The sequence below is a fragment of the Aureliella helgolandensis genome (assembly GCF_007752135.1).
GTDB lineage: Bacteria > Planctomycetota > Planctomycetia > Pirellulales > Pirellulaceae > Aureliella > Aureliella helgolandensis.
Map to the genome: position 1 here is coordinate 2101604 of NZ_CP036298.1, position 20272 is coordinate 2121875.

Below are 20272 nucleotides of genomic sequence, written 5' to 3' on the forward strand. Positions count from 1 at the left end.
GCAAGCGAGACTGAATTGGACAGATTTCGTTGCTGCGGACGATGCATTAGCCGGGGGACCAGCAGAAAACTTGACGCGCGGCCACTTCTCGAACTAGGCTAGAGGCTGGCACCGGCTTGTAGGCGTCTCTGAGTAACGCTCCTTCACCTTCCCTCCAAAATCGACTTATCGACCCTAATCGCGAGTGGTAATTATGTTCTGGCCTATCGTCTGGTTTACTTTCATGGTCGGACTGATCGTAGCCACCATTGTGGTGGCTCGGAAAGAAAAGAAGGCCCGCCTGGCGTTGGCGAAGCCCACCACGCCTCAGCCCCTGACCGATTCTCCCGGAGGACTGGCGGATCCAGCCAGTGAAGGTTTCGGTGAGCAGGACCCGGTGGCCGGGTTCGAACTGGAGGATGGCGACGCCGTCGCGGCTCTGGACGACGATCCATTCAAGTAGGCTGGTCCTATCAGGCTTTCCCAATCCCAAGTATACTGGCCGAAATTTATTTTGGCTGATGTTCTTTGGTGAGGAGAGTGAGTTGACCCGATCCGATGCTGCCGCATTGCTGGCGTTTGAAGATGGTACGGTTTTCCGCGGTCGGTCAATCGGGGCCGATGGTGAAAAAGCTGGCGAAGTCGTGTTCAACACCTCGATGACCGGCTATCAGGAAATTTTGACAGACCCCAGCTACTGTGGGCAAATTGTCTCAATGACCTACACTGAAATAGGAAACTATGGCACCAATAACGACGATGTCGAAAGCGATCAGCCGCGCGTCGCGGGGTTCGTGGTCCGTTCGGAAAGTCGCGTGCATAGCAACTATCGCTCCCAAGAAGGACTGACCGACTATCTGAAACGCCACAATATTGTAGCGATCGCTGGCGTGGATACCCGGGCTCTTGTCCGTCATATCCGCAGCCATGGTGCCTTGAAGGGGATTCTGTCGACCTCCGACTTGGATGAAGCTTCCTTGGTTCGCAAGGCCAAGGAGAGTCAGGGGCTCGTCGGTCGCGACTTGGTTCGCGAAGTCATTCCCGCTCGCGCCCGAGCCTGGAATCAAGCTCTGCACCAACTCGGTCAACAAGATCCTGCGCGAACAGAGGATCCATCAGCCCCCCATATTGTCTGCTTGGACTATGGGATGAAATGGAATATCGCCCGCCACCTTTATGATCGAGGCAATCGCGTCACGATTCTGCCGGGCAGCGCCACAGCGAGCGAAGTCATGGCCCTCAATCCGGATGGAATCTTCCTCTCCAATGGCCCCGGCGACCCAGAACCGCTGGAGTATGCCATCAATACCATCCGTGAACTGACTGGCCAGCGTCCGATTTTCGGCATTTGCTTGGGGCATCAACTCCTGAGCATGGCGGCAGGAGCCAAGACCTTCAAGCTCAAGTTTGGGCACCGTGGCAGCAATCAGCCGGTACTAAATCTGCTAAACGAGCGGGTGGAGATCACGTCGCAGAATCACGGCTTTGCGGTCGAGGAGAGCTCTCTTCCCGATTGTCTGGAGATTACGCACCGCAACTTGAACGACAATACGATCGCTGGAGTGCGCCACAAGTCGGCTCCCGCGTTCAGTGTCCAGTACCATCCGGAAGCTTCCGCTGGCCCGCATGATAGTGAGTACTTGTTTGGCGAATTTCAGCAATTGGTCGCGCAGAACAGCACCGCTTCTAAGTAAACACACATGCCCGATGACATCGATTCCTCCGCTTGCCTTGAGGGCCCGAAGACACCACGCTACTTGGTTGACTTCCACCCCAAGGGGCAGTCTCATTTTTTCACCGACGTGCTGATCATCGGTGGAGGATTGGCTGGGCTGCGGGCGGCCAACGCCATTAGCGATGGAGTGCAGGCCGTTGTGGTTACCAAGGATCAGCTTCAAGAAAGCAACAGCAATTATGCGCAGGGAGGGATTGCCAGCGTCTGGGATCCTGAGGATTGCTTTGAAGACCATGTGCGTGACACGCTAGCCGCCGGTGGAAATCTATGTCATGACGACGTGGTGGACATGGTCGTTCGCGATGCCCCACAACGTGTTTCGGAATTGATTCGCTGGGGAACGAATTTCGATTCCCGGGAAGGCGAATTGCTGCTGGGGCGTGAGGGTGGGCACAGCCACGAGCGTATTATCCATGCTTTGGGGGATGCGACTGGCAAGGAGATCATGCGCGCGGTGATCGAGACGACCCTGGCCCGCTCCAATATTCAGATCTGGGAGCAAGCCTTCACGATCGATTTGTTGTCCCACGCTGGACGATGCTATGGAGCGGTCATTTCCCGGGAAGAGCAACCTCCCCTCTTGCTGTGGGCGAAGCAGACCATTCTCGCTGCCGGTGGTTGTGGCCAAGCCTACCGTGAAACCACCAATCCACGCGTTGCTACCGGGGATGGACATGCACTCGCCTATCGCGCGGGTGCCCGTCTGCGAGATATGGAATTCATGCAATTCCACCCAACCGTCCTGTACATTGCCGGCAGCTCGCGGACGCTAGTTACCGAAGCCATTCGTGGTGCGGGCGCCCACTTGGTCGATAGCAATGGCTATCGCTTTATGAAAGATTACGACGAGCGTTTGGAGTTGGCACCTCGCGACGTTGTCAGCCAAGCGATTGTCAAACAGATGGAAAAGACCCAGCATCCCTGCGTCTACTTGGCATTGCGGCACCTAGATCCCCACCGCGTGCACGAAGAGTTTCCCGGTTTCACGGCGTCTTGCAAGAAATTTGGATTGGATGCCTCCATCGATCCCATCCCTGTTCGTCCCGGCGCTCATTACATGATTGGGGGAGTTGAAGTGGATCACGATGGACGTACCAGTCTGGGAGGATTGTGGGCGGCCGGAGAAGTGACCAGCTCTGGATTGCATGGCGCCAACCGCCTCGCATCCAATAGCTTGCTCGAAGGGCTCGTCTACGGTGCGCGGGCGGGCGAACTCGCCAGCCAGGCCGCGCTCGATATGCCGGATGATTTCCGAGCGTTGCCCATTCAATCCGAACACGACTACCGGTTGACTGAGCCGTTGGATATCGCCGACATTCGCAACTCGGTGCAGAGTTTGATGTGGCGGATGGTGGGGGTCCAACGCCAGGCAGACCGATTGCAAGAAGCTTTGCAACAGATTCAAAGCTACGCGCGATACGTGCTTCCCCATGCGTTCAGCTCAGAGGAAGGTTGGGAATTGCAGAATCTGCTGACGGTCTCTCATCTAATGGCTGTAGCGGCATTGGCACGCACCGAATCACGCGGCGTTCACATGCGGAAAGACTTCCCGGATACGAATGACGAGAATTGGCGAAGGCATCTCCCCTTCGAATTCAAGCCAAACTATTGATCATTGCGCCCGATGGGACGAACGCCCGCCCCTTCCACTCCAGTAAGTGAATCCCCCAGGTCGCGTCGATACCCCTGCCCGATAGCCTGCAGACGCTTCACCACTTGTGGGTGTTCACTAGATACATCTTGTTGTTCACCTGGATCGGCCTCCAGATCGTAGAGGGACAGAGGCAAGTCCGCGACGCGATAACCATGCCGGCTGGCAATCCCTTCCACCCCGCTTTCCGTGATCGATTTAGGCGTTAGCTTGCCATAGCCAGCCGGTTTGCCGTCGGTCCTGAGATCCTCGCGAGGTGTGAGATACTTATGCGGAAAATGCAGTTTCCATTTTCCACTGCGAATGGCTTGCAATTCGGTACCGCTGTAGAAAGCCAACGATTCGTGAGGGACGCCCGGTTCGGCGTCGCCGCGCAGGACGTGCCCCACATCGACTCCATCGAGAGGTGCCGACGGCAGCTCGGCGCCAATCAATTGGCACACGGTTGGCAATAGATCCACCGTCATCAACGGGGTGGAGCAAGATCGATCCGTGGGGATCTTGCCAGGCCAACGCATGATGGTGGGAACTCGTACCCCACCCTCGAAGGTCGTCAACTTGCCTTCCCGCAGCTTGCCAGGGCTGCCCGCATGCGAACCGTAACTCAGGAATGGACCATTGTCGCTGCTGAAGATGACCAGCGTATTGTCGGTCAAACCTAAGCGATCAATCGTTTCAACAATCTGCCCAACGGACCAATCGATCTCCTCAATCACGTCGCCATAGAGGCCAAAATTCGATTGTCCACGGAATTGATCCGACGCGAAAATCGGGACATGGGGCATCACGTGCGGAACGTACAGAAAAAATGGCTGCGTTTGGTTGCGTTCGATAAACTCCACCGCCCGCTCGGTCAGGCGGCGCGTGAAGAGCGCTTGATCCATATCGGTCTCCACAATGCGGTCGCCTTGTTGTTGGTTGCCATCGTAGAGCGGCAACGGGGGCATCGAATCGGCGAGCACGGGATGATATTTGGTATTGTCGTTGGAGTAGGGGATTCCGAGCCATTCATCAAAGCCATTTTTCAAGGGGCTAAAGAACGGAGGTAGTCCCAAATGCCATTTGCCGAACATGCCCGTCGCGTAGCCGTGGGCCTGCAAAATTTCAGGCAAGAGCTCCTCTTGAGGATTGATTCCTGTCGGGCTGGTGTGGTTCAACGCTCCCGCCATGCCAACGCGATTGGCGTAGCACCCTGTCATTAGGGCAGCTCGCGAGGCGCTGCAGACCGCTTGAGCGACGTAGAAGTCGGTGAATTGTGTGCCTTGTTTGGCCAGTGAATCGATGTTTGGCGTTCGAATTCGTGTTTCGCTAAAACAGGCGATGTCCCCATAGCCCAGGTCGTCTGTAAAAATAAGGACGATATTGGGATGGGGCGGAGCCGCTACCGCCACTCCGGTGGACAGCAGTGCAAAAAAACAGCTCGCAATGCGGACTGCGCTCGCCATCTTACTGGACAGTAGGAATCGCATGCGATTGGCCTTCTATAGGATTCGTGAATTCACGGAGCTTCCCAATGAATTTCTAAGACTTCAATTCTACCCATTGGGTCCATTGCCCGGGGGCGGGACGCTGAGCCCGAAGTTTACTGCCTACGACCTGAGCGTTGGCGGTTTCCTGCGGGAAGAGGAATAGCGATCCCAGCAAGAGCTCGCCGTCTGGGATGCCCATCTGCTGAAAAACTTGCTCGCCACGCAGCAGGGCGCCACCACTGGACCAATAATTGCGAATTCCTCGGGCAGTGGCTGCGACCAAAAGATTCTGGATGGCTGCCGAGGCAGCTGCCAAGTGCTCCATATTTGCCAGGGTGGGTTCGAATAGGTGAGTTTTGCTTAGCTCAAATTCATCACTTGGCGGATTGGGGAGCCAAGTGGCTTGAATCATGGCATCGGCGGACGCTAGCATCGAGGGAAGCTTCCCCGCGTTCTCTTCCGGTAGCAGTTCGCGCAGTTGCCGGCAACCGTTGGCATCCAAAGCATACATTCTCCAGGGGACCATCCCGTCGAGTTGGCTGGAATGCTGATGGCTTGCATCACAGGGGCGATGGAAAGGAGCCCAACCGGCAACTTCCAACAACTCGGTTACCGTCGCGCGAATGTCGTTGATAGCAAGTTCGGTGGGCGACAAAACCTTAATGGTCGCGCGACGTCGTATCGCAGCATCCACCGTCTGATGATCGTTCAGGGATTCCATCGTTTCAATCGCTAGGAGGAAGGTTGCAGGAAAATGGCGCGATAGACCGGCTGTCCATGGGTGCGGGCGCGCCGCTCAAAATGCGTCGTGTAGTCCATGGAGTGGGCGGCGGTTCGCTGAGGGACATAGCGTGGGCCAGCCAGCTTCGTCAGATCCATGACTTGACCACAAATGTGCTCGTAGTAGTCCAAGACATCAGTCCAGAAATGGAATTCGCCACCAGGGACCAGGGCCCGCTCGATATCCGCCAATGCCTGCTCGTTCAACACGCGGCGCTTCTTGTGCTTGTTGCGCCACCAGGGGTCGGGAAAGTAGACGTGCACGCGAACCAAGGAGCGATCGGGTACCACCTCGCGCAGGAAACGCTGCGCGTCACCACGCAACATCTTGGCGTTGGTCAAATTCCGTTTCCCCAGCCGCTCAGCCGCTCGATTGGCGAACTTCGCTGCCAGTTCAATTCCTACAAAATCATGGTCGGGTTGAGCGGTGGCCGCGTTTTGGAGGAATAGCCCTTTGCCCGAGCCAATCTCCAGTTCGGCAGGACGCTCAAGACTGACCAGTTGGTCCCATTGCTGCGGAGTGGAAAATTGGTCGATCGCCTTGAACTTTGGGGGGCGAGCCTCAGATTCCGTAGGGCTGCCATCCAGGGGCGACTCTTCGCCTGATGGGGAATTCTCGGGGGTGTTTTCAGACGGCAAGATCATGGCGATTCGGACTCTGTCGATCCAAGTGATTCGGGGAGATTCGGAATTTGTCCCGCGTGGGTAGGGTACCAGTGCTCCCTCCACTTCACCACCACTGCTACTAACTGGCAATGCTTAGCTAGGAATACTTAGCTAGGAATGCTTCATGGCGATGGAGGCTTGGCGGCAAAGGGGGGGGGGCGAGAACCGAGGGCAGTGGAACGCGGCCAAGCAATTGCCTAGCAGACGCCGCCCGGGGCCTCGCACCAATGGCCTTTTTTAACATGCCAACGCGTGCGCTGCTATTCTAGCGACACGGCGGACGATGGCGAGCGGTTTTGCCGGGGGGCTTCGCTCCGGGCGGAATTTAGAATGCACCGCTGGAGGTTTTCGGTGCGAGTTCCAACGTGTTTTCCCGCTGCGTGTTTGTTGCGCGCCGCTCAGCCCCCTATAATAACGCAACTAGCTTGAGTCAACGCACTGGCTTGAGCGTTTCCAGACTCCTCCCTCCTTCTAAGTTAGCCGAGCGACGATGCGATTTGCGATTTGTAACGAACTATTCCAAGACTGGCCCTGGGAACGCGCGTTGGAATTGACGCTCGAATGTGGTTACACCGGCTGGGAAATCGCGCCCTTTACCCTCGGGCGACGCCCGGAGCAGTTGCCGGCCGATCGCCGAAGGCAATTGGCCGACCAGATCCAGCGGAGCGGGATTGAAGTTGTGGGGCTGCATTGGTTGTTAGCCAAAACTGAGGGCTACCACCTGACGACGAACGAGAGCGAAGTTCGAACGCGCACCGCAGGATACCTGGGCCAATTGTCCCAACTTTGCCGCGACCTGGGCGGCTCCGTGATGGTGCTGGGGAGTCCACAACAGCGCAATTTCCCGGAGACGATGACGCATCAGCAAGCCGATGAGAATGCGTTGTCGGTGCTAGAGGCGGTCTTACCGGACCTGGAAAAGAACCAAGTCACCCTGGCGCTTGAGCCACTTGGGCCTGGGGAGGGCAATTATTGGAACCATGCTGCTCAAACCATCCGCGTGATTGAGCAATTGGATTCCCCCTGGGTGCGTTTGCATCTCGACGTCAAAGCGATGAGTAGCGAAGGGAAACCGATTGCGGATGTCATCCGGGAGTCGGCAAAACATCTGGTCCATTTCCACGCCAACGATCCCAACCTGCTTGGGCCAGGGATGGGGGAAGTGCCCTTTGAGCCCATTTTCGCAGCACTTCGGGAGGTGGCTTACGAGGGGTGGGTCAGTGTGGAAGTCTTTGATTACAGTCCCGGAATCGAAACCATTGCGCGACAAAGTATGCAGAATATGCGGAACGCGTTGCTGCACCTCGATGTATAGACGCAGCGCCTGCCGGGTTGAGTGGAGCGAGTGGAGGTCGAGGCAACGCGTAACAGGCTCTTCTGAGGGGAGGGCGGGCTAGGTCAGCCTCCCGGCAACCGCTTCGCATTGCTGCATTGGTGATTGCAACCTAGAATCCGGCAGTCCGCTGGCGGACCTGATTGCTTTCGAGTTGCAACCAGTTCACCGAATGTTGCGATGACAGCCTGCAATCACCAATCGTTTCTCTTGAAATTCAAGTACTTGTCCCTTGCTCAAAGTGTTCTCGCTGGTTCGCGGTTTGGAAATGCCTTCCGCCGGAAAATGGTTTCTTTTGTCTGCCTTGATTGGAATCGTTGCCGGAGTTGGAGCGATTACGTTTCAGTTCCTGGTGCAGCTTGTCCAATTTCTTTGTCTGGGCCACATCGCTGGCTTCCCGGCCCATGACGCTCACGCCGATTATTCTCCATTTCCCGAGGTCGAGGGGATTTTTTCCCCCTGGTACCTATTGCTGGTGTTGACCGTCGGCGGCCTGGTGGCGGGGTGGCTAGCTTGGCAATTTGCCCCTGAGGCCAGCGGGCATGGAACCGATGCCGCCATTGATGCCTTCCACAACAAGCGGGGCGAAATCCGTTTCCGCACTCCAATCATTAAGACCATCGCGTCGGCAGTTACCCTGGGGACCGGCGGCTCGGCAGGGCGAGAGGGACCGATCGCTCAAATTGGTGCTGGTTTCGGATCCTGTCTCGCGACAGCCCTCAAGCTGTCCGCCCGAGATCGCAGGATCTTGTTGGCGGCCGGTATGGGGGCCGGCGTGGGAGCGATCTTTCGAGCCCCCTTGGCCGGGGCACTGTTTGCCGGAGAGATCCTGTACTCCGAAGCCGAGTTGGAGTCGGACGTTATTATGCCCGCCGCCGTGGCCTCTACCGTGGCGTATTCGATCTTCTGCTTTTCGCTACCTCCCGAATTTCGATTCATGCCCCTTTTTGGGCAAGATTTGCATTTCGATTTTCAATCCCCTGCAGAGCTACTCCCCTACACAGTGCTGGCGATCATCCTGTCGTTGGGAGGCATTCTGTACATCAAAGTGTTCTACGGTATTGAGAAACTGTTTCACAAGATGCCAGGCCCCGGCTACCTCAAAGCCTGCTTGGGAGGGTTGGCCACAGGCTTAGTCGGATTGGGCCTCTACTTTGCCGGGAATCGCGACGTCGCATTGCTGTCCGCTTTAGGCGGCGGCTATGGAATGTTGCAAACCGCGTTTTCCGATATAGGCAGCGTGACGACTAGCGCATTGCTAGCGGTGGCTCTCGCCAAGATAGTGACGACGGGCCTGACGATCGGCTCCGGAGGCTCTGGAGGTGTGTTTGGACCCTCGATGGTGATTGGTGGCTGCCTGGGCGGTGCGGTTGGCAAACAACTGCATAGTATTTGGCCTGCCTTGATCCATCAGCCCGGCTCCTTTGCGGTGGTGGGCATGGCCGGCTTTTTCGCTGGTTGCGCTCGTGCTCCCTTCTCAACCATCCTCATGGTTACCGAAATGACCGGCAGCTACCGCCTGCTGCTTCCCGCCATGTGGGTCTCCACCTTATGCTTTCTACTCATGCGGCGGTGGACGCTGTATACCAAGCAAGTTCCCACGCGTCTCGAGTCTCCCGCTCACCGGGGGGACTTTATTGTGGACGTTCTGGAGGGAATGCACGTCGATGACGTGTATCAAAAGAATCGGAAACTTCACTTAGTGCATGAGGGGACCAGCCTCAATGACATCGTGCATCTCCTCGCGGAGACGCCCCAACGCTATTTCCCCGTCGTGGATCACCAAGAAAAGCTGCTCGGGATCTTTTCTGCGGAGGACGTGCGATCGTACCTCTATGACGACACTATTTGGGAAATCGCCAATGCGCGAGATGTCATGAACACACGCGTCATTACTCTCACCCCCGAGGATGATCTGAACGCAGCATTAACGCGTTTTACCGCCCTGAATATCGACGAATTGCCGGTGGTGTCCCCCGAAGACTCGCAAAAAATCCTCGGGATTTTACGGCGCAAAGAAACGATCGCGGCCTACAATCGTAGGCGTTTGGAACACATGTTGACCGAGTAGAAGGGACGCGTCTGCTTGCGATTCCAATGGGTATGTCGGGGAGACAATGCCTCTCGCACGCCATCTGCAATCGCCTCTCCGATTCGGCTCATCGGCGGCAACCTAGTAGCAGGTTTGGCTAAGATGAAATACGAGTCATCCTCGTAAGCAAAATACCAACTCGATTGGATGGGTGGTTGTGCTACGGTAGAGGTTGTTCGAAAGGGTTCGAGCAATTCAGCAACCGGTGTCCCTTTCTGGACGAGTACCGCGTCGGTCGAATATTTGTCGAGGATCTCCCACCAGTCGGCTTCGCCTTTGACAAACCGGTGGTGCTCCCCCATCACATGCTCCTGGTAGGCAACTTCGTAGCGACCATCCAAACTCACGTGCACTGCTGGATAGAGCTCCCAAGAAACGTACGAGCCAGCGTGAAAGGGGGTTTGCAGATTCCCCTCAAAGCCCTGAGATCTTAAATACTCGACCGCGCCCACGGGATAGCATACCGAAGAGTGCTTGGGGGTCGAGGACAGCGTTGGATGCCAGAATTGATTCCCAACCGCAAAGGCTAGGGTGGTAACAACCACGATTTGGCAGAGGCGAATGGCCTGCGTGCGTCGCGCCTCGATCCAGTGAATCCAACTCTTCCCGACCGCCGTGCGACTGAACCAAGCGGGTACATAAGCGATCCATACGATGGCGAAGAGGGAACCGTGTCGAATGTGCTTGACGGCCATGTAAATGCACAATGCCAAAAATGCGGTTCCACGAAGTCGACGCAACCGAGTGTGGCGTTGGCAGTAAACGAACATTCCAATACTTGCAGCCAAGAGCACAATGGTGATGACCGGTGCGTAGGTGTACCAAATCGGTTGCCATTCGCGAATCAATGGTCGCGACATGCCGATTGCATGTACCAGATACGGAATGTACCGCGAGCCATAGGGATTCACCCACAGCGCAGCAAAAGCGACAGGAGCGGCCAGGATGAGGTGCCAGGTGTCGTGCAGGACGGCGGAGAGTCGCCCCTTCTGCATCCAAGCCGCCACCATCCGCTCGAGCGTATGGAACGCAATCAAGCCAAGTCCCACCACAAAACCGGCATGCATGTTCAGCCAGCCAACCAACATCACCAGCCAAACCAGAATCCAAGCCCGGCGGCCACGCCAATCGAGCTCCTGCATGTACAGCTGAGCTGCTAGGAAGACGAGTGTGAACAATTGTGCTCGGACTGTTGAGAAACCTACCCACAGCACTGGGAACACAAGCAGGGAGAGGCAGGTGAATAGGATGGGGTGCGCCCCACGCAGACGAGCCACGCGATACAACAGGCACCACAGGCTCACCATCAACAGCAATTTAAGCGCGATTAAGCCGATCCAGCCCAGACCACTTCCCACGGTGGCAAAGTACAGGATTGCACCGGTTCCCCATTCATGATGTACCGAGGGAGCCACGGTGGGCGTGTAGGCGAATAGATCGTTTTGAGGAAGCGCCCCTGCGATGAGTGCTTCGCGAAACAATGACATCTCGTGAAAGGAATCGTGGGTGATCTCATTGAGTCGCGTCGTCAACGCCAGAAAGCTACTGGCCAGTGCTAGCATTAGCCAAGCTGCCAGCGCGATGTCGTGAGTGTTGCCCAGGTGTAGATTGTGAGCCACAAATTGCGCGCAGCGTTCACGGCAAGTTGTAGAGGCTTTTTCCAGACGCATCAGTTTGGGGGCTCGGCAGAATCAAGGACTGGGGCTGGTCAACGACTTGCAACGCTAGCACGCTAGCAAAGCTTCGACGCGTTGCTCGCAACGGTCATGGCTGTGGAACTTGAGCTATTCGCCGTAGTTTGACGAAAAAAACGATTGAAGCGAATGGGCTGGCTCAATTGCCCTACCAGTCGCTGGCCATGGTCTCTAGACTCCGCAACTCGCTGAGCCTTTCGAGGCATGCAATGGATTGCACAGTGAGTACCATCGGTTGCCAGATGCTCCACAGCGAGTGTCCCTGGAACAGGTGGATTGGCGTTTCCGATTGGATGTTGCATCGCGGATACGTCAGCAATGGAATTGGACCTTACTTACGATTCGGCAATGCGCTGGGTTGCAGAAGCAGACCTTGTGACTGCTCACCCAACTCGAGTGCACGGTTGTTAACGAAGGAGCCTCGGGCATGGAAGCTCGTATTTGCGGTCGCTTTGCGCATGGACACATCCTTTTCCTTAGCCTCTATCTCGCGGTGGTTGGGGCCGGTGTTTCTCATGCTCAGTTTCGTCCGATTCGTGAACATGTCGCGCAATCAGAGAACTTTATTGTCTTTGCCTCGTCGCCTGAATGGGCTAAGCAGGTTGGGCAAGTCGCCGAGCAACATCGACGCAACCTAGCGATCTATTGGCTTGGCTCTGAACTACCGACTTGGTCAGAGCGTTGCCCGATTCATGTGCAAGCAGGCCCGAATCTTGATGCGGGCGGAGAGACACGCTACACCTTGATGGGTGGTAGTGCTGGCGCCTGGATGATGACCGTCACCGGAACTCCCGAGAGAGTCTTGGACAGTGTCCTGCCGCATGAGATCACGCACACCATTTTTGCTTGCCATTTTGCGAAACTTCATAAATACATGCCTCGTTGGGCCGATGAGGGCGCCTGCACGACGGTCGAACATGTCTCCGAAAAGCGAAAGCACGAAGACTTTCTGCAGAAATTCTTGCGAACCGGACGTGGCCTGGCGTTTAACGAAATGTTTCGCCTGAAAGAGTATCCACAAGACATTTTGCCACTCTACGCGCAGGGCCATTCTGCCGTGCAATTTCTGCTCGACCAAGGTGGCTCGCGGAAGTTCATTGCGTTTGTGGAAATGGGAATGCGAACCGAAAATTGGCCGGCCGCTATCAATGAACATTATGCCTACGAGTCCATCGGTGATTTCCAAACACAGTGGAACCACTGGTTGGCCGACGGGAGCCCTGAGAACCTCTTGGCCTACGCTCCTGTGCTACGAACCTCCCAGCCCAATGTATCGCTTGCCTCGACGGAAACGAGCCTCTTGCCGGGTGGTGGGCAGCTCAGCGATAAAACGCGTTTTGCAATCCACAATGCTCAACCCGCTCCGGTCAGCCTGGCACAACATGCCTCTGAGGAGCCTGTTGTCAGTCAGTCCACTCGCGAAATCGTCGCAGATCCACAATCGCTGGCAATGGACCGGCCCACTGCCCGTGTGCCCTCTGTAGCATCGACGACAGCTCGCAGTGCTGGCACTCCGGAATTAGAGAATGTTAGCTGGTACGAACGGCAGTTCCGCGAAGTCACCGGGGAAGAGCCACCTCCGTACAACGGTCGCCCTGGCAACGCACGGCCCATCGGTTCCACAACGGTGGCCGCAAACGCTGCGGGTGCGGTCTCGCCCTCCAATCCACAAGCATTCCAGGCGGCAATTGGGCCGAGCCCACTGCCTCGTCAATCTAGCGCGCGGCCCATGCCCGCCCATTCCCCAGGGATCCAAGTGCTCGACTGGGGAAACTCCGCTCCGGTACCCGGTGTTCAAAGGGCACCGATGGGGCAAACCACCAGCCCCACTAGGAATGCTCCTCTCTACCGTTGAGCCAGCGGGCTCACGCTAGCGGAGGGCCGCAAGGATGAGCTGCTATTGCATGGTGCGCCTTGCAAGATTCTCCAGGACTTGCCCCTCGACCCTCGCCCTGCTGGTCATCCGCCCGCGCTGACAGGCGGGAGATGGAGCAAGTTGGGGATACCGCCTGGCAGTCGACGGGTGCAACTAAGACTTGCGACGAACCGACAGGCGACCGAGGATCAGTCCGATAATCAGGGCTGGAATACCGGCCACCGCTGCACCGATCAATCCCATATTTCGCGCCGCCGTTGCAGCTTGATCTAGAGAGATCATTTCAGGACCAGGATCGTAGTCTTCCGACCCAAAATCTTCGAATTCGTCGACTTCGAAGTTCATGTCGAGGTCGCCTGTGTAGTCCACCGCCGCGGCATCTTCACTGCCGCCCGTCGTGGATGCCGCTTGGGCGTAAAGAGCGTTGCTTCCCGAAACGAGATTCGGGCCCCATCCGGTGATGCTTCCGATCACAAGTAGGAGGGCGAGGTGGATTAACTTGGTTTGCATGGGATTCCTCATCATTGACACGTTCCTCCGACAGCCCAACTCCTCAAGGATTCTGAAGCTTCGGCTCCCGGCGTTCTACTCGAACTCGCGCTGGAATACTTCTCGTACGTCAATCGGTATCGGCAAATTGCGACCCTTCCATACAGCCTAGCCACTGAGCTTTCCGTATCCCGCAAGCCTCGCCGCTCTGCTAGCAAATCGCTTTCCAAAGACTTTTCGGGTTGTTCGGAATGCTCACACCAAACTCATTGTGATGCGGAGGCCGTTCCTTAAATGCCGAAATCTACCAATGTAGGGATTGCAATCAATGTATCAATGCTAGCTATTTGGACGGTTGAGTAGAGCAACCATCTAAAGACATTTGTGGGAACATGCACATGCTGACACGTCCAACGATTTGGTTACTCGGCCTGCTGAGCTGCAGTCTCAGTGGGTGCAGCACACTCGGTTTTAGCCTTTGGCCAGCTCAATTCCCCTTGATGACACAGACCAAAGAATTTGCTGCGAAGAGCCCGATGCCTAGCGGTCTTCCCAACGAACTGGCTAAGCAAGTCGTGATGGACTACTTCGTCGAACCTGGAGATCGCTTGTTGCTGGAGCCGATCGAGCTGGATTCCGAATTCCGTTCGATTGGCGACCAGGAGGTGAAGGTCGACGGTTCCCTGGATCTCGGTCGGTTCGGACGCTTGCGAGTCGTAGGCTTGACCGTCGAAGAAATCGAGCTGGCTATTGAAGATCGTATGGTGGAACTGGGCGCTGAGCGGGAATCGATCAATGTACAGCTCCAGGAAACCAACGCCTCCGAGATCTACGTGCTGGGGGAGGTCGGCTCCCCCGGAGCTTACGCACTCGATGGCAACGAGACGGTGCTCGACGTCATCTTGCGCGCCGGCGGTTTGACTTCCAAGGCCTCGCCCTGCGATATGATCCTCGTCAGACCCACTTCACCGAATGCTTGCCGAGTCGTCTTGCCGGTATGCTACCGTCAAATTACTCAGCTAGGGGACGTTCGTTCTAACTACCAGTTGCAGCCTGGGGATCGAGTGGTCGTGGGATCCCGCACCCTGTGCGAGGAGTTGGCCTTCTGGAGGCAAACTAGCAGCTGCGAGCGATGTTGTGGCAGCCGCTGTGTCGAGTGTGATCCCGCCTCCGTCGGGTACCGCAATCGCATGGGGGGCTTTCTCGGCTTGTTCCCTCTGCCAAGCAAAAATGGAAGAGACGCAAGCACCCCATCGCTGGAATACGTTCCTAGCGGCGTCGACGCTACGTCTGCTGACCCTTCAGTTGCTAAGCCAGCCTCGCCCCTGGATATGAGCCAAGAGTCCGAATTCTTCTTGCCAGCCAATCCAACGCTGATAGGCGATTAAGGTGCCGGCTGTGGCGAGCTTTGCGGACCAGTTGTTTGAAGGAACTGCAATAAGTCGGCCATTTGCGTGAGGGAGATTTCTTTCTCCACCCCCTCGGGCATGAGAGACAGAGGACTCGCCTGCAGCAGTTCAATGTCGCTGCGAGCAATCGTCTTCAGCACTCCGTCCGCCAATTGCAAGATTACCGAATCGCTGGTTTCGGTGGTAATCAGACCAGTCAACGCTTGTCCGTCCGTTGTTAGGATGCGGTAGGCGGTGTACTTCGGTTCGACCTTGCCACTAGGATGCAAGATGTCGTAGAGAAGTGCGGTTCGCGGACGATTGCGAGAATCAGCCAAGTCGGGACCTACCCGTTGTCCGTTAGCCTCATTCGGCAGGTGACACTTGGCACAATTTTTGGCGAACACTTCGCTCCCCACCCGCGAGCTGCCAATCATCTGAACGGCTGTTTGGTACTTGGCGAGAACCTCGTCACGGTCGGGGTTGCTCGCGCTGCCGAGAGTTGCGACAGCCAGACTCTGAACCCGTTTGTCCTTGTGTTCCTGCAATGCCTTCTGTTGATCTAAACTTACGAGATTGGGCGCAATCGTCCCCGCTGCGATAGCCTCGAGCGCTGCGAGTGCGGTGTCCGATCGTCTCCAAAGGTGCGCCAGCAATGTTTGCTTTTCCTGGGGAGATAGAATGGACCAACTCTCCAGCAGTCTTTCGGCCCTTGCCAAGTTCAGGCGACTTCCCCATGCATTGATCAGGGCCATCTTGATTTCTTGGGGTTGGTCGGCGTGCATCCAACGCTCCTGCGCCATGCTATCGCTGACGGGTAATTCGGCCAACAAGGCGATCGCCTCTTGCCGGGCGGCTAGCGTCTGGTGCGTGTCCGATGCGAAATCGATCGTGGCCTGCACGAACACCGCTACATTTTGCTGTGCTGCGAGCAGAAGTTGTTCCAAGGTTTTCCGCGTTTTCGAATCGGCCCGGCGCTGTCCCTCGGACAATCCCAACAGCAGGAGAGCTTGCCGCCCTCTGTTCTCAGGTCGAGTGGCCAAGCGGACCACATGTTCCACCTCTGCAGGATGATTACGCGCTCCTACGATCGAAGCCAAACTGCGTTGCAGGGGACGGGGCGCCGCGCTATCGTCTGCCAGATGGGATAGTACCTCTCCACTGCACGATTCTACCGATGTCAGCACGGCATCGACCGACAAGTCGCCCGCGTCTGCGCGTTCCGCGATTTTGGCGAGCACGGCTGGCTTGCGTGGATCCTCGGTTTTTCCTAGGGCCAGGGCCACGCGAAACCGGACAAGCGGACTGGCATCCGCTGCCAGCGCGAGGACTTCTGTCAACAGTTCGGGAGTGTCCTGCCAAGTCTGACTTGCCAGCACGACTGCGGCGGCGCGCACCTCGGGATGGCTATCCTTCAAACTGTGATTCAGCGTTTCAACGCTCAGACTGTCGAGCCCCTGCAGGGTCCACAATGCGTGAAGTCGTGTGAGTGGGGAGTCTGAAGTGGTCGCCAGTGAATTCAAGGCGGGCGCCGCGCCGATGGCTTGCTCTTCCACCAGCAATTGCTGCCCCATACGGCGTTGCCAACCATTGGAGCTGCTCAAAAGTTGCACCATCTCAGCGACCGTATTCGGCGGAGAGTAGGCTGCCGCCGTTGAAGGGTTGTCGGCGACAATTCTCCAAATTCTTCCACGATCCTCGCCCGCTCTCCAGTTCAGCTTGGCAGCGATCTCCGGCGGCAAAAACTTTGGATGCTCTACCCATAAGCGATACATGTCGGCGAGATACAGCGTTCCATCTGGCGCATTCGCGAAGCTGGATGGTCGAAACCAAGTATCACTGGACGCTAGAAAATCTGCATTTTCTTCGCCGCGATGGGAGGCGAGCGCGATTCCATCGCGCCGGACAACAGCCCGGGTCACCAAGTGGCCAATCGGCTCGCAGGCAAACACACTGCCCTGCATGGCCGCCCCTAATGCGTCTCCCACATAGGCTGTCGTGCCGCAGGCCGAGGTGTGAGTTCCCGCATGGGACAACCAATTGCTCTTCATGGCCACCAACGGAAAGACTTTAGATTCACCTCCCGAGGGCGCTACATCGTATTGCGATTTGGCGATTGGGTAGTATCGATTGCGTTGCAATTCGGCATAGGACAGGGGAGCAGCAATGATCGGGTTGCGATTGGTGCTGAACAACCGTTCGCCCCATTCGGTCACGGTGTTTCCATACTGGCCCAATCCGCTCGCTGGGCCAAATTCCATCGTCCGTGGATCGAATTGAAATTCTGTCCTCGGCAACTTGACCGCCTGTTCGCTCCCCGTACTTGTCACTTCGCCCGGGCCGTAATTGAAGTAGATCTTATTATCCAAGCCCCATCGCGGATTGCCGATTTGCATCTGCGGGTGAGCGGGAGAGAAGCCGTCGAACAGCACTTCGCGTTGGTCCGCACGACCATCGGCATCGGTATCGCGCAACATCAGGATCTGGGTTTGGGCGCAAGCCAGGAGTCCATCGCGAAAGGGCATTAGACTGTGGCAAAAGTTGAGTTCATCTGCGAACACATGCCGCTTGTCGAGCACCCCGTCGGCATCCGAATCCTCGAGCCACACAATCCGCGACAGCGGAGCCGCCCCGGCCTCGGTAGGGCCGATCGGATAATCTCCATATTCCGAAACAAACAATCGCCCCTGCCGGTCAAATGCAACGGCAACTGGATCCATCACCAACGGCTCGGCAGCCGCGAGCTCAACATGGTAGCCGGGTTCTACCCGAAACGACTCGAGCGTTTGTTGGGGAGTCTGAGGCTGACTCTCTTCATCGTCGACCCAATGACGTCCCCCCTGGGTCTTCTCGATTTCCGAAAGGGAGTCTGAGGTCGAATCTCCGGCCTCGGGGGCAGCGCGATTGGCTAGGTGCGTGATTTCTTCGGGACTCAGACTTCGACTGAAGACGGCAATCTCGTCTAGCCGCCCCTCCCAGTTATCCCGGTTGTCGCTGCGCCCTCCTAAAAATAGCTGTGTGCCACGATTGCCTGAGAGATTGGGCTGCTCCGGCCTGCCCGACGCGGCAGAGGCCTGATGCACGTCAGTGCTCAATTCTAACTGGCCATTGAGGTAGACCTGCCATTGGTCGACGGTTCGCACCAAGGCGACATGAGCCCAGCTCCACCGCTCGACCTTAGAACTGCTGAATGTGCGGTTCTTTTCGTTGGGGCCCAATTGGAGCACGAGCTTTCCTGCATGTTCCCCCGCCCCGATCACTCCCAGGTGAACTCCTTGCTCGGTGAGGCCGAAGGGACGGTCTGAGGAATAAAGCCAACCCGACAGTGGGCGGGCATCTTCCGCCAACCCGTTCCAACACCATAGGCTAATGGTCTGGCTGGGGGAGCTGGCCATTTCTTGCGGGACGCTAGTCACCATGCGTCCGCCTGCAAAGTGAGGGGCGCGATTCAAGACGGCTCCCTCGGAGAATTCTTCGCCATCAGGGCCTTCTAGATAGAACACCACACCGGGCTCAAAGACCGCATCGTGTTGTCCGCCACTCGCGTCGTGAGCTAAGGGACCGGCCATTTCATCCAACGGAAAGTAACGCGTGGGAGATAGGCTGTGGATGTATTGGGCCATGGAACTGGCAGGGGGCACTAAGGGGCGCCGCGGCTCGCCAGCAACCCGTTCTAACAATTCCAGCGCTGCCTCAACAATTTTGGGTTCCGCAGTCGTCTCTAACCCCGCCGAACGGGCTGGCCAGGTATTGTAGCCGCCTAGTAAGTGCTGCTCAGGAGGTGGGATGTATCCCAGGCTACCGTTGGCCAGCTCGATGACCATCGTGTGCTCTAAGGGGCTTTGACGTTTGAGCTTTAAACCGCTCAAGGCGTAGGTCTCATTGGGCGTAGTAGCGATTCCGAATGGTCCGATACGTATCGCTTGAACGACGACGTCGGTGGATTTCAATTCGTTCAGTAACACTGCCTCGCGGGCATAGACCTCGGTGATATCTTGGGGTTGGCGTCCTTCCATTGCCTCCATATAAGGCTGAGCCCAGGCCAGCCGCTCTTGCGACGGCAAGCGATAGTTCAAATGCAGCCGCGTTTCTTCCATGGCGATATCGAGATCCGCTAGATACTCAATCCCATCGACGGCTTGTAGTGTTCGCTCCACCATTCCATCGACAAAGCCATCGTAGGTTTGATTGGTTCCGTCGCGATAATCCACCCGCCAAATGTCTCCGCTACAACCGTGGGACATGATGGCGACAAACGGCGGAGTCGACTCACCGGTATCGCTGAGACTCGTTTCCAATTGTTGGCAATAGTCACCGAAGTAATCAGCTGCGCCACCACCGCCGTAATAGTGCATCGAAAAATTGGCCAGTAGTGCCAGGGGGCGATCCTCCAAGGTGCGAAAGACGAGCATCGATAGCTCGGGATCTTCGGGACCAGACTCCCCCGTGACATTTTCCAAGTTGTCGCGCGCCGTGTGCATGCTTGCGCGCACATTCTGATTTCCAAAGGGGTCCAATCGCATCTGATCCGGTCGTAAGATCCAACGCCGCAAAGCAGTGAATTGATGCGCGTCGGTGGCTCCCCAACCGACTTTCGCTGGAGTTAGATTGGCGTTCGCTTTCAAAATTGCTTCGGTCAATTTGATGCGCAGGTGAGGGAGATAACTAGCATCTGCCTCGGTCCCAAGCGCGCCCATCGCAGCCGGAGCCGTGTGGGTGTGCGTGGAGGAGATCATGATCCGATCAGCGCGGAGGTCGGATTGCGCCACGACCATCGCCTTAACCTGATCGATTAGATCCTGGGGCAACATGCAACTATCGGTCACGACCATGGCCAGGCGCTGCTGCCCATCGCCTATCACGATGGCTCGCGCGTAGATGTCCCGCGGTTCGCCCGTCCGACTCAGGATTCCTCCGCTAATCAGCACGGGAAATTTTTCAGGCGTGATATCGACGGCAGCTGCCCCAACACGCAATTCCGCGTAGAGCACCGTGGGGAACAGGAAAAAGAGGCTGACAGCGGCGAGGAGTATAGAACGCCAGAAAATATACATCGTAGAAGATCCAAGCATGCAGGCGGAAAGGCGGGAGGGGAGACGCGACGTCTCCCCTCTGCATGC

At 56.8% G+C, this 20272-nt stretch carries 13 protein-coding genes; 7 read left to right on the forward strand and 6 right to left on the reverse strand.

Translation table 11 applies throughout. From position 1 onward, the window contains the following. The first annotated feature begins 193 nt into the window (after window positions 1-193). From Q31a_RS07395 to nadB, 3 genes are all read left to right on the forward strand, one after another. The gene (locus tag Q31a_RS07395; protein ID WP_145076161.1) at window positions 194-442 is read left to right on the forward strand and encodes a hypothetical protein; all 249 of its coding nucleotides are present in this window, start codon (window positions 194-196) and stop codon (window positions 440-442) included. 82 nt (window positions 443-524) lie between these two features. Continuing rightward, window positions 525-1673 (forward strand): glutamine-hydrolyzing carbamoyl-phosphate synthase small subunit, encoded by a 1149-nt coding sequence (carA, locus tag Q31a_RS07400; RefSeq protein WP_231691105.1) that lies wholly within the window; start codon window positions 525-527, stop codon window positions 1671-1673. A 6-nt stretch (window positions 1674-1679) separates the two neighbouring features. Continuing rightward, window positions 1680-3326, forward strand: a complete 1647-nt coding sequence (gene nadB / locus Q31a_RS07405) for an L-aspartate oxidase (RefSeq protein WP_145076167.1) — start codon at window positions 1680-1682, stop codon at window positions 3324-3326. Here nadB and Q31a_RS07410 read toward each other — a convergent pair. Genes Q31a_RS07410 through trmB form a run of 3 tightly spaced genes read right to left on the reverse strand, consistent with a single transcriptional unit; the run spans window position 3320 to window position 6259 of the window. Then, window positions 3320-4834 carry a sulfatase family protein gene (locus Q31a_RS07410; protein ID WP_145076170.1) on the reverse strand — a complete coding sequence of 505 codons (1515 nt, stop codon included), beginning with the start codon at window positions 4832-4834 and terminating at the stop codon, window positions 3320-3322. The genes nadB and Q31a_RS07410 overlap by 7 nt on opposite strands. A gap of 52 nt (window positions 4835-4886) precedes the next feature. Continuing rightward, a complete protein-coding gene (locus Q31a_RS07415) occupies window positions 4887-5555 on the reverse strand; it encodes a nitroreductase family protein (protein WP_145076173.1) in 669 nt (222 codons plus the stop codon). A gap of 11 nt (window positions 5556-5566) precedes the next feature. Next, complete coding sequence (gene trmB / locus Q31a_RS07420; protein WP_231691106.1) at window positions 5567-6259, reverse strand: tRNA (guanosine(46)-N7)-methyltransferase TrmB; 693 nt, start codon at window positions 6257-6259, stop codon at window positions 5567-5569. 511 nt (window positions 6260-6770) lie between these two features. On the opposite strand from trmB, the gene Q31a_RS07425 reads away from it, so the two are divergent. Continuing rightward, complete coding sequence (locus Q31a_RS07425) at window positions 6771-7595, forward strand: sugar phosphate isomerase/epimerase family protein (RefSeq protein ID WP_145076179.1); 825 nt, start codon at window positions 6771-6773, stop codon at window positions 7593-7595. Window positions 7596-7854: 259 nt separating this feature from the next. Then, window positions 7855-9684 (forward strand): chloride channel protein, encoded by a 1830-nt coding sequence (locus Q31a_RS07430; RefSeq protein WP_231691223.1) that lies wholly within the window; start codon window positions 7855-7857, stop codon window positions 9682-9684. Here the strand turns inward: Q31a_RS07430 and Q31a_RS07435 are convergent. Further along, on the reverse strand, window positions 9645-11375 hold the full coding sequence (locus Q31a_RS07435) for a hypothetical protein (protein WP_145076182.1): 1731 nt from the start codon (window positions 11373-11375) through the stop codon (window positions 9645-9647). The two genes, Q31a_RS07430 and Q31a_RS07435, sit on opposite strands and share 40 nt — an antisense overlap. 451 nt (window positions 11376-11826) lie before the next feature. Between Q31a_RS07435 and Q31a_RS07440 the strand changes: the two genes are divergently transcribed. Further along, complete coding sequence (locus Q31a_RS07440) at window positions 11827-13254, forward strand: hypothetical protein (protein WP_145076186.1); 1428 nt, start codon at window positions 11827-11829, stop codon at window positions 13252-13254. Window positions 13255-13428: 174 nt separating this feature from the next. Here Q31a_RS07440 and Q31a_RS07445 read toward each other — a convergent pair whose 3' ends face one another. Further along, on the reverse strand, window positions 13429-13785 hold the full coding sequence (locus Q31a_RS07445) for a hypothetical protein (protein WP_145076190.1): 357 nt from the start codon (window positions 13783-13785) through the stop codon (window positions 13429-13431). A gap of 377 nt (window positions 13786-14162) precedes the next feature. On the opposite strand from Q31a_RS07445, the gene Q31a_RS07450 reads away from it, so the two are divergent. Next, entirely contained in the window at window positions 14163-15152 is a 990-nt protein-coding gene (locus Q31a_RS07450; protein WP_197356392.1) for a polysaccharide biosynthesis/export family protein, read from the forward strand. Here the strand turns inward: Q31a_RS07450 and Q31a_RS07455 are convergent. Then, on the reverse strand, window positions 15149-20206 hold the full coding sequence (locus tag Q31a_RS07455) for a PVC-type heme-binding CxxCH protein (protein WP_197356393.1): 5058 nt from the start codon (window positions 20204-20206) through the stop codon (window positions 15149-15151). The two genes, Q31a_RS07450 and Q31a_RS07455, sit on opposite strands and share 4 nt — an antisense overlap. Window positions 20207-20272 lie beyond the last annotated feature (66 nt).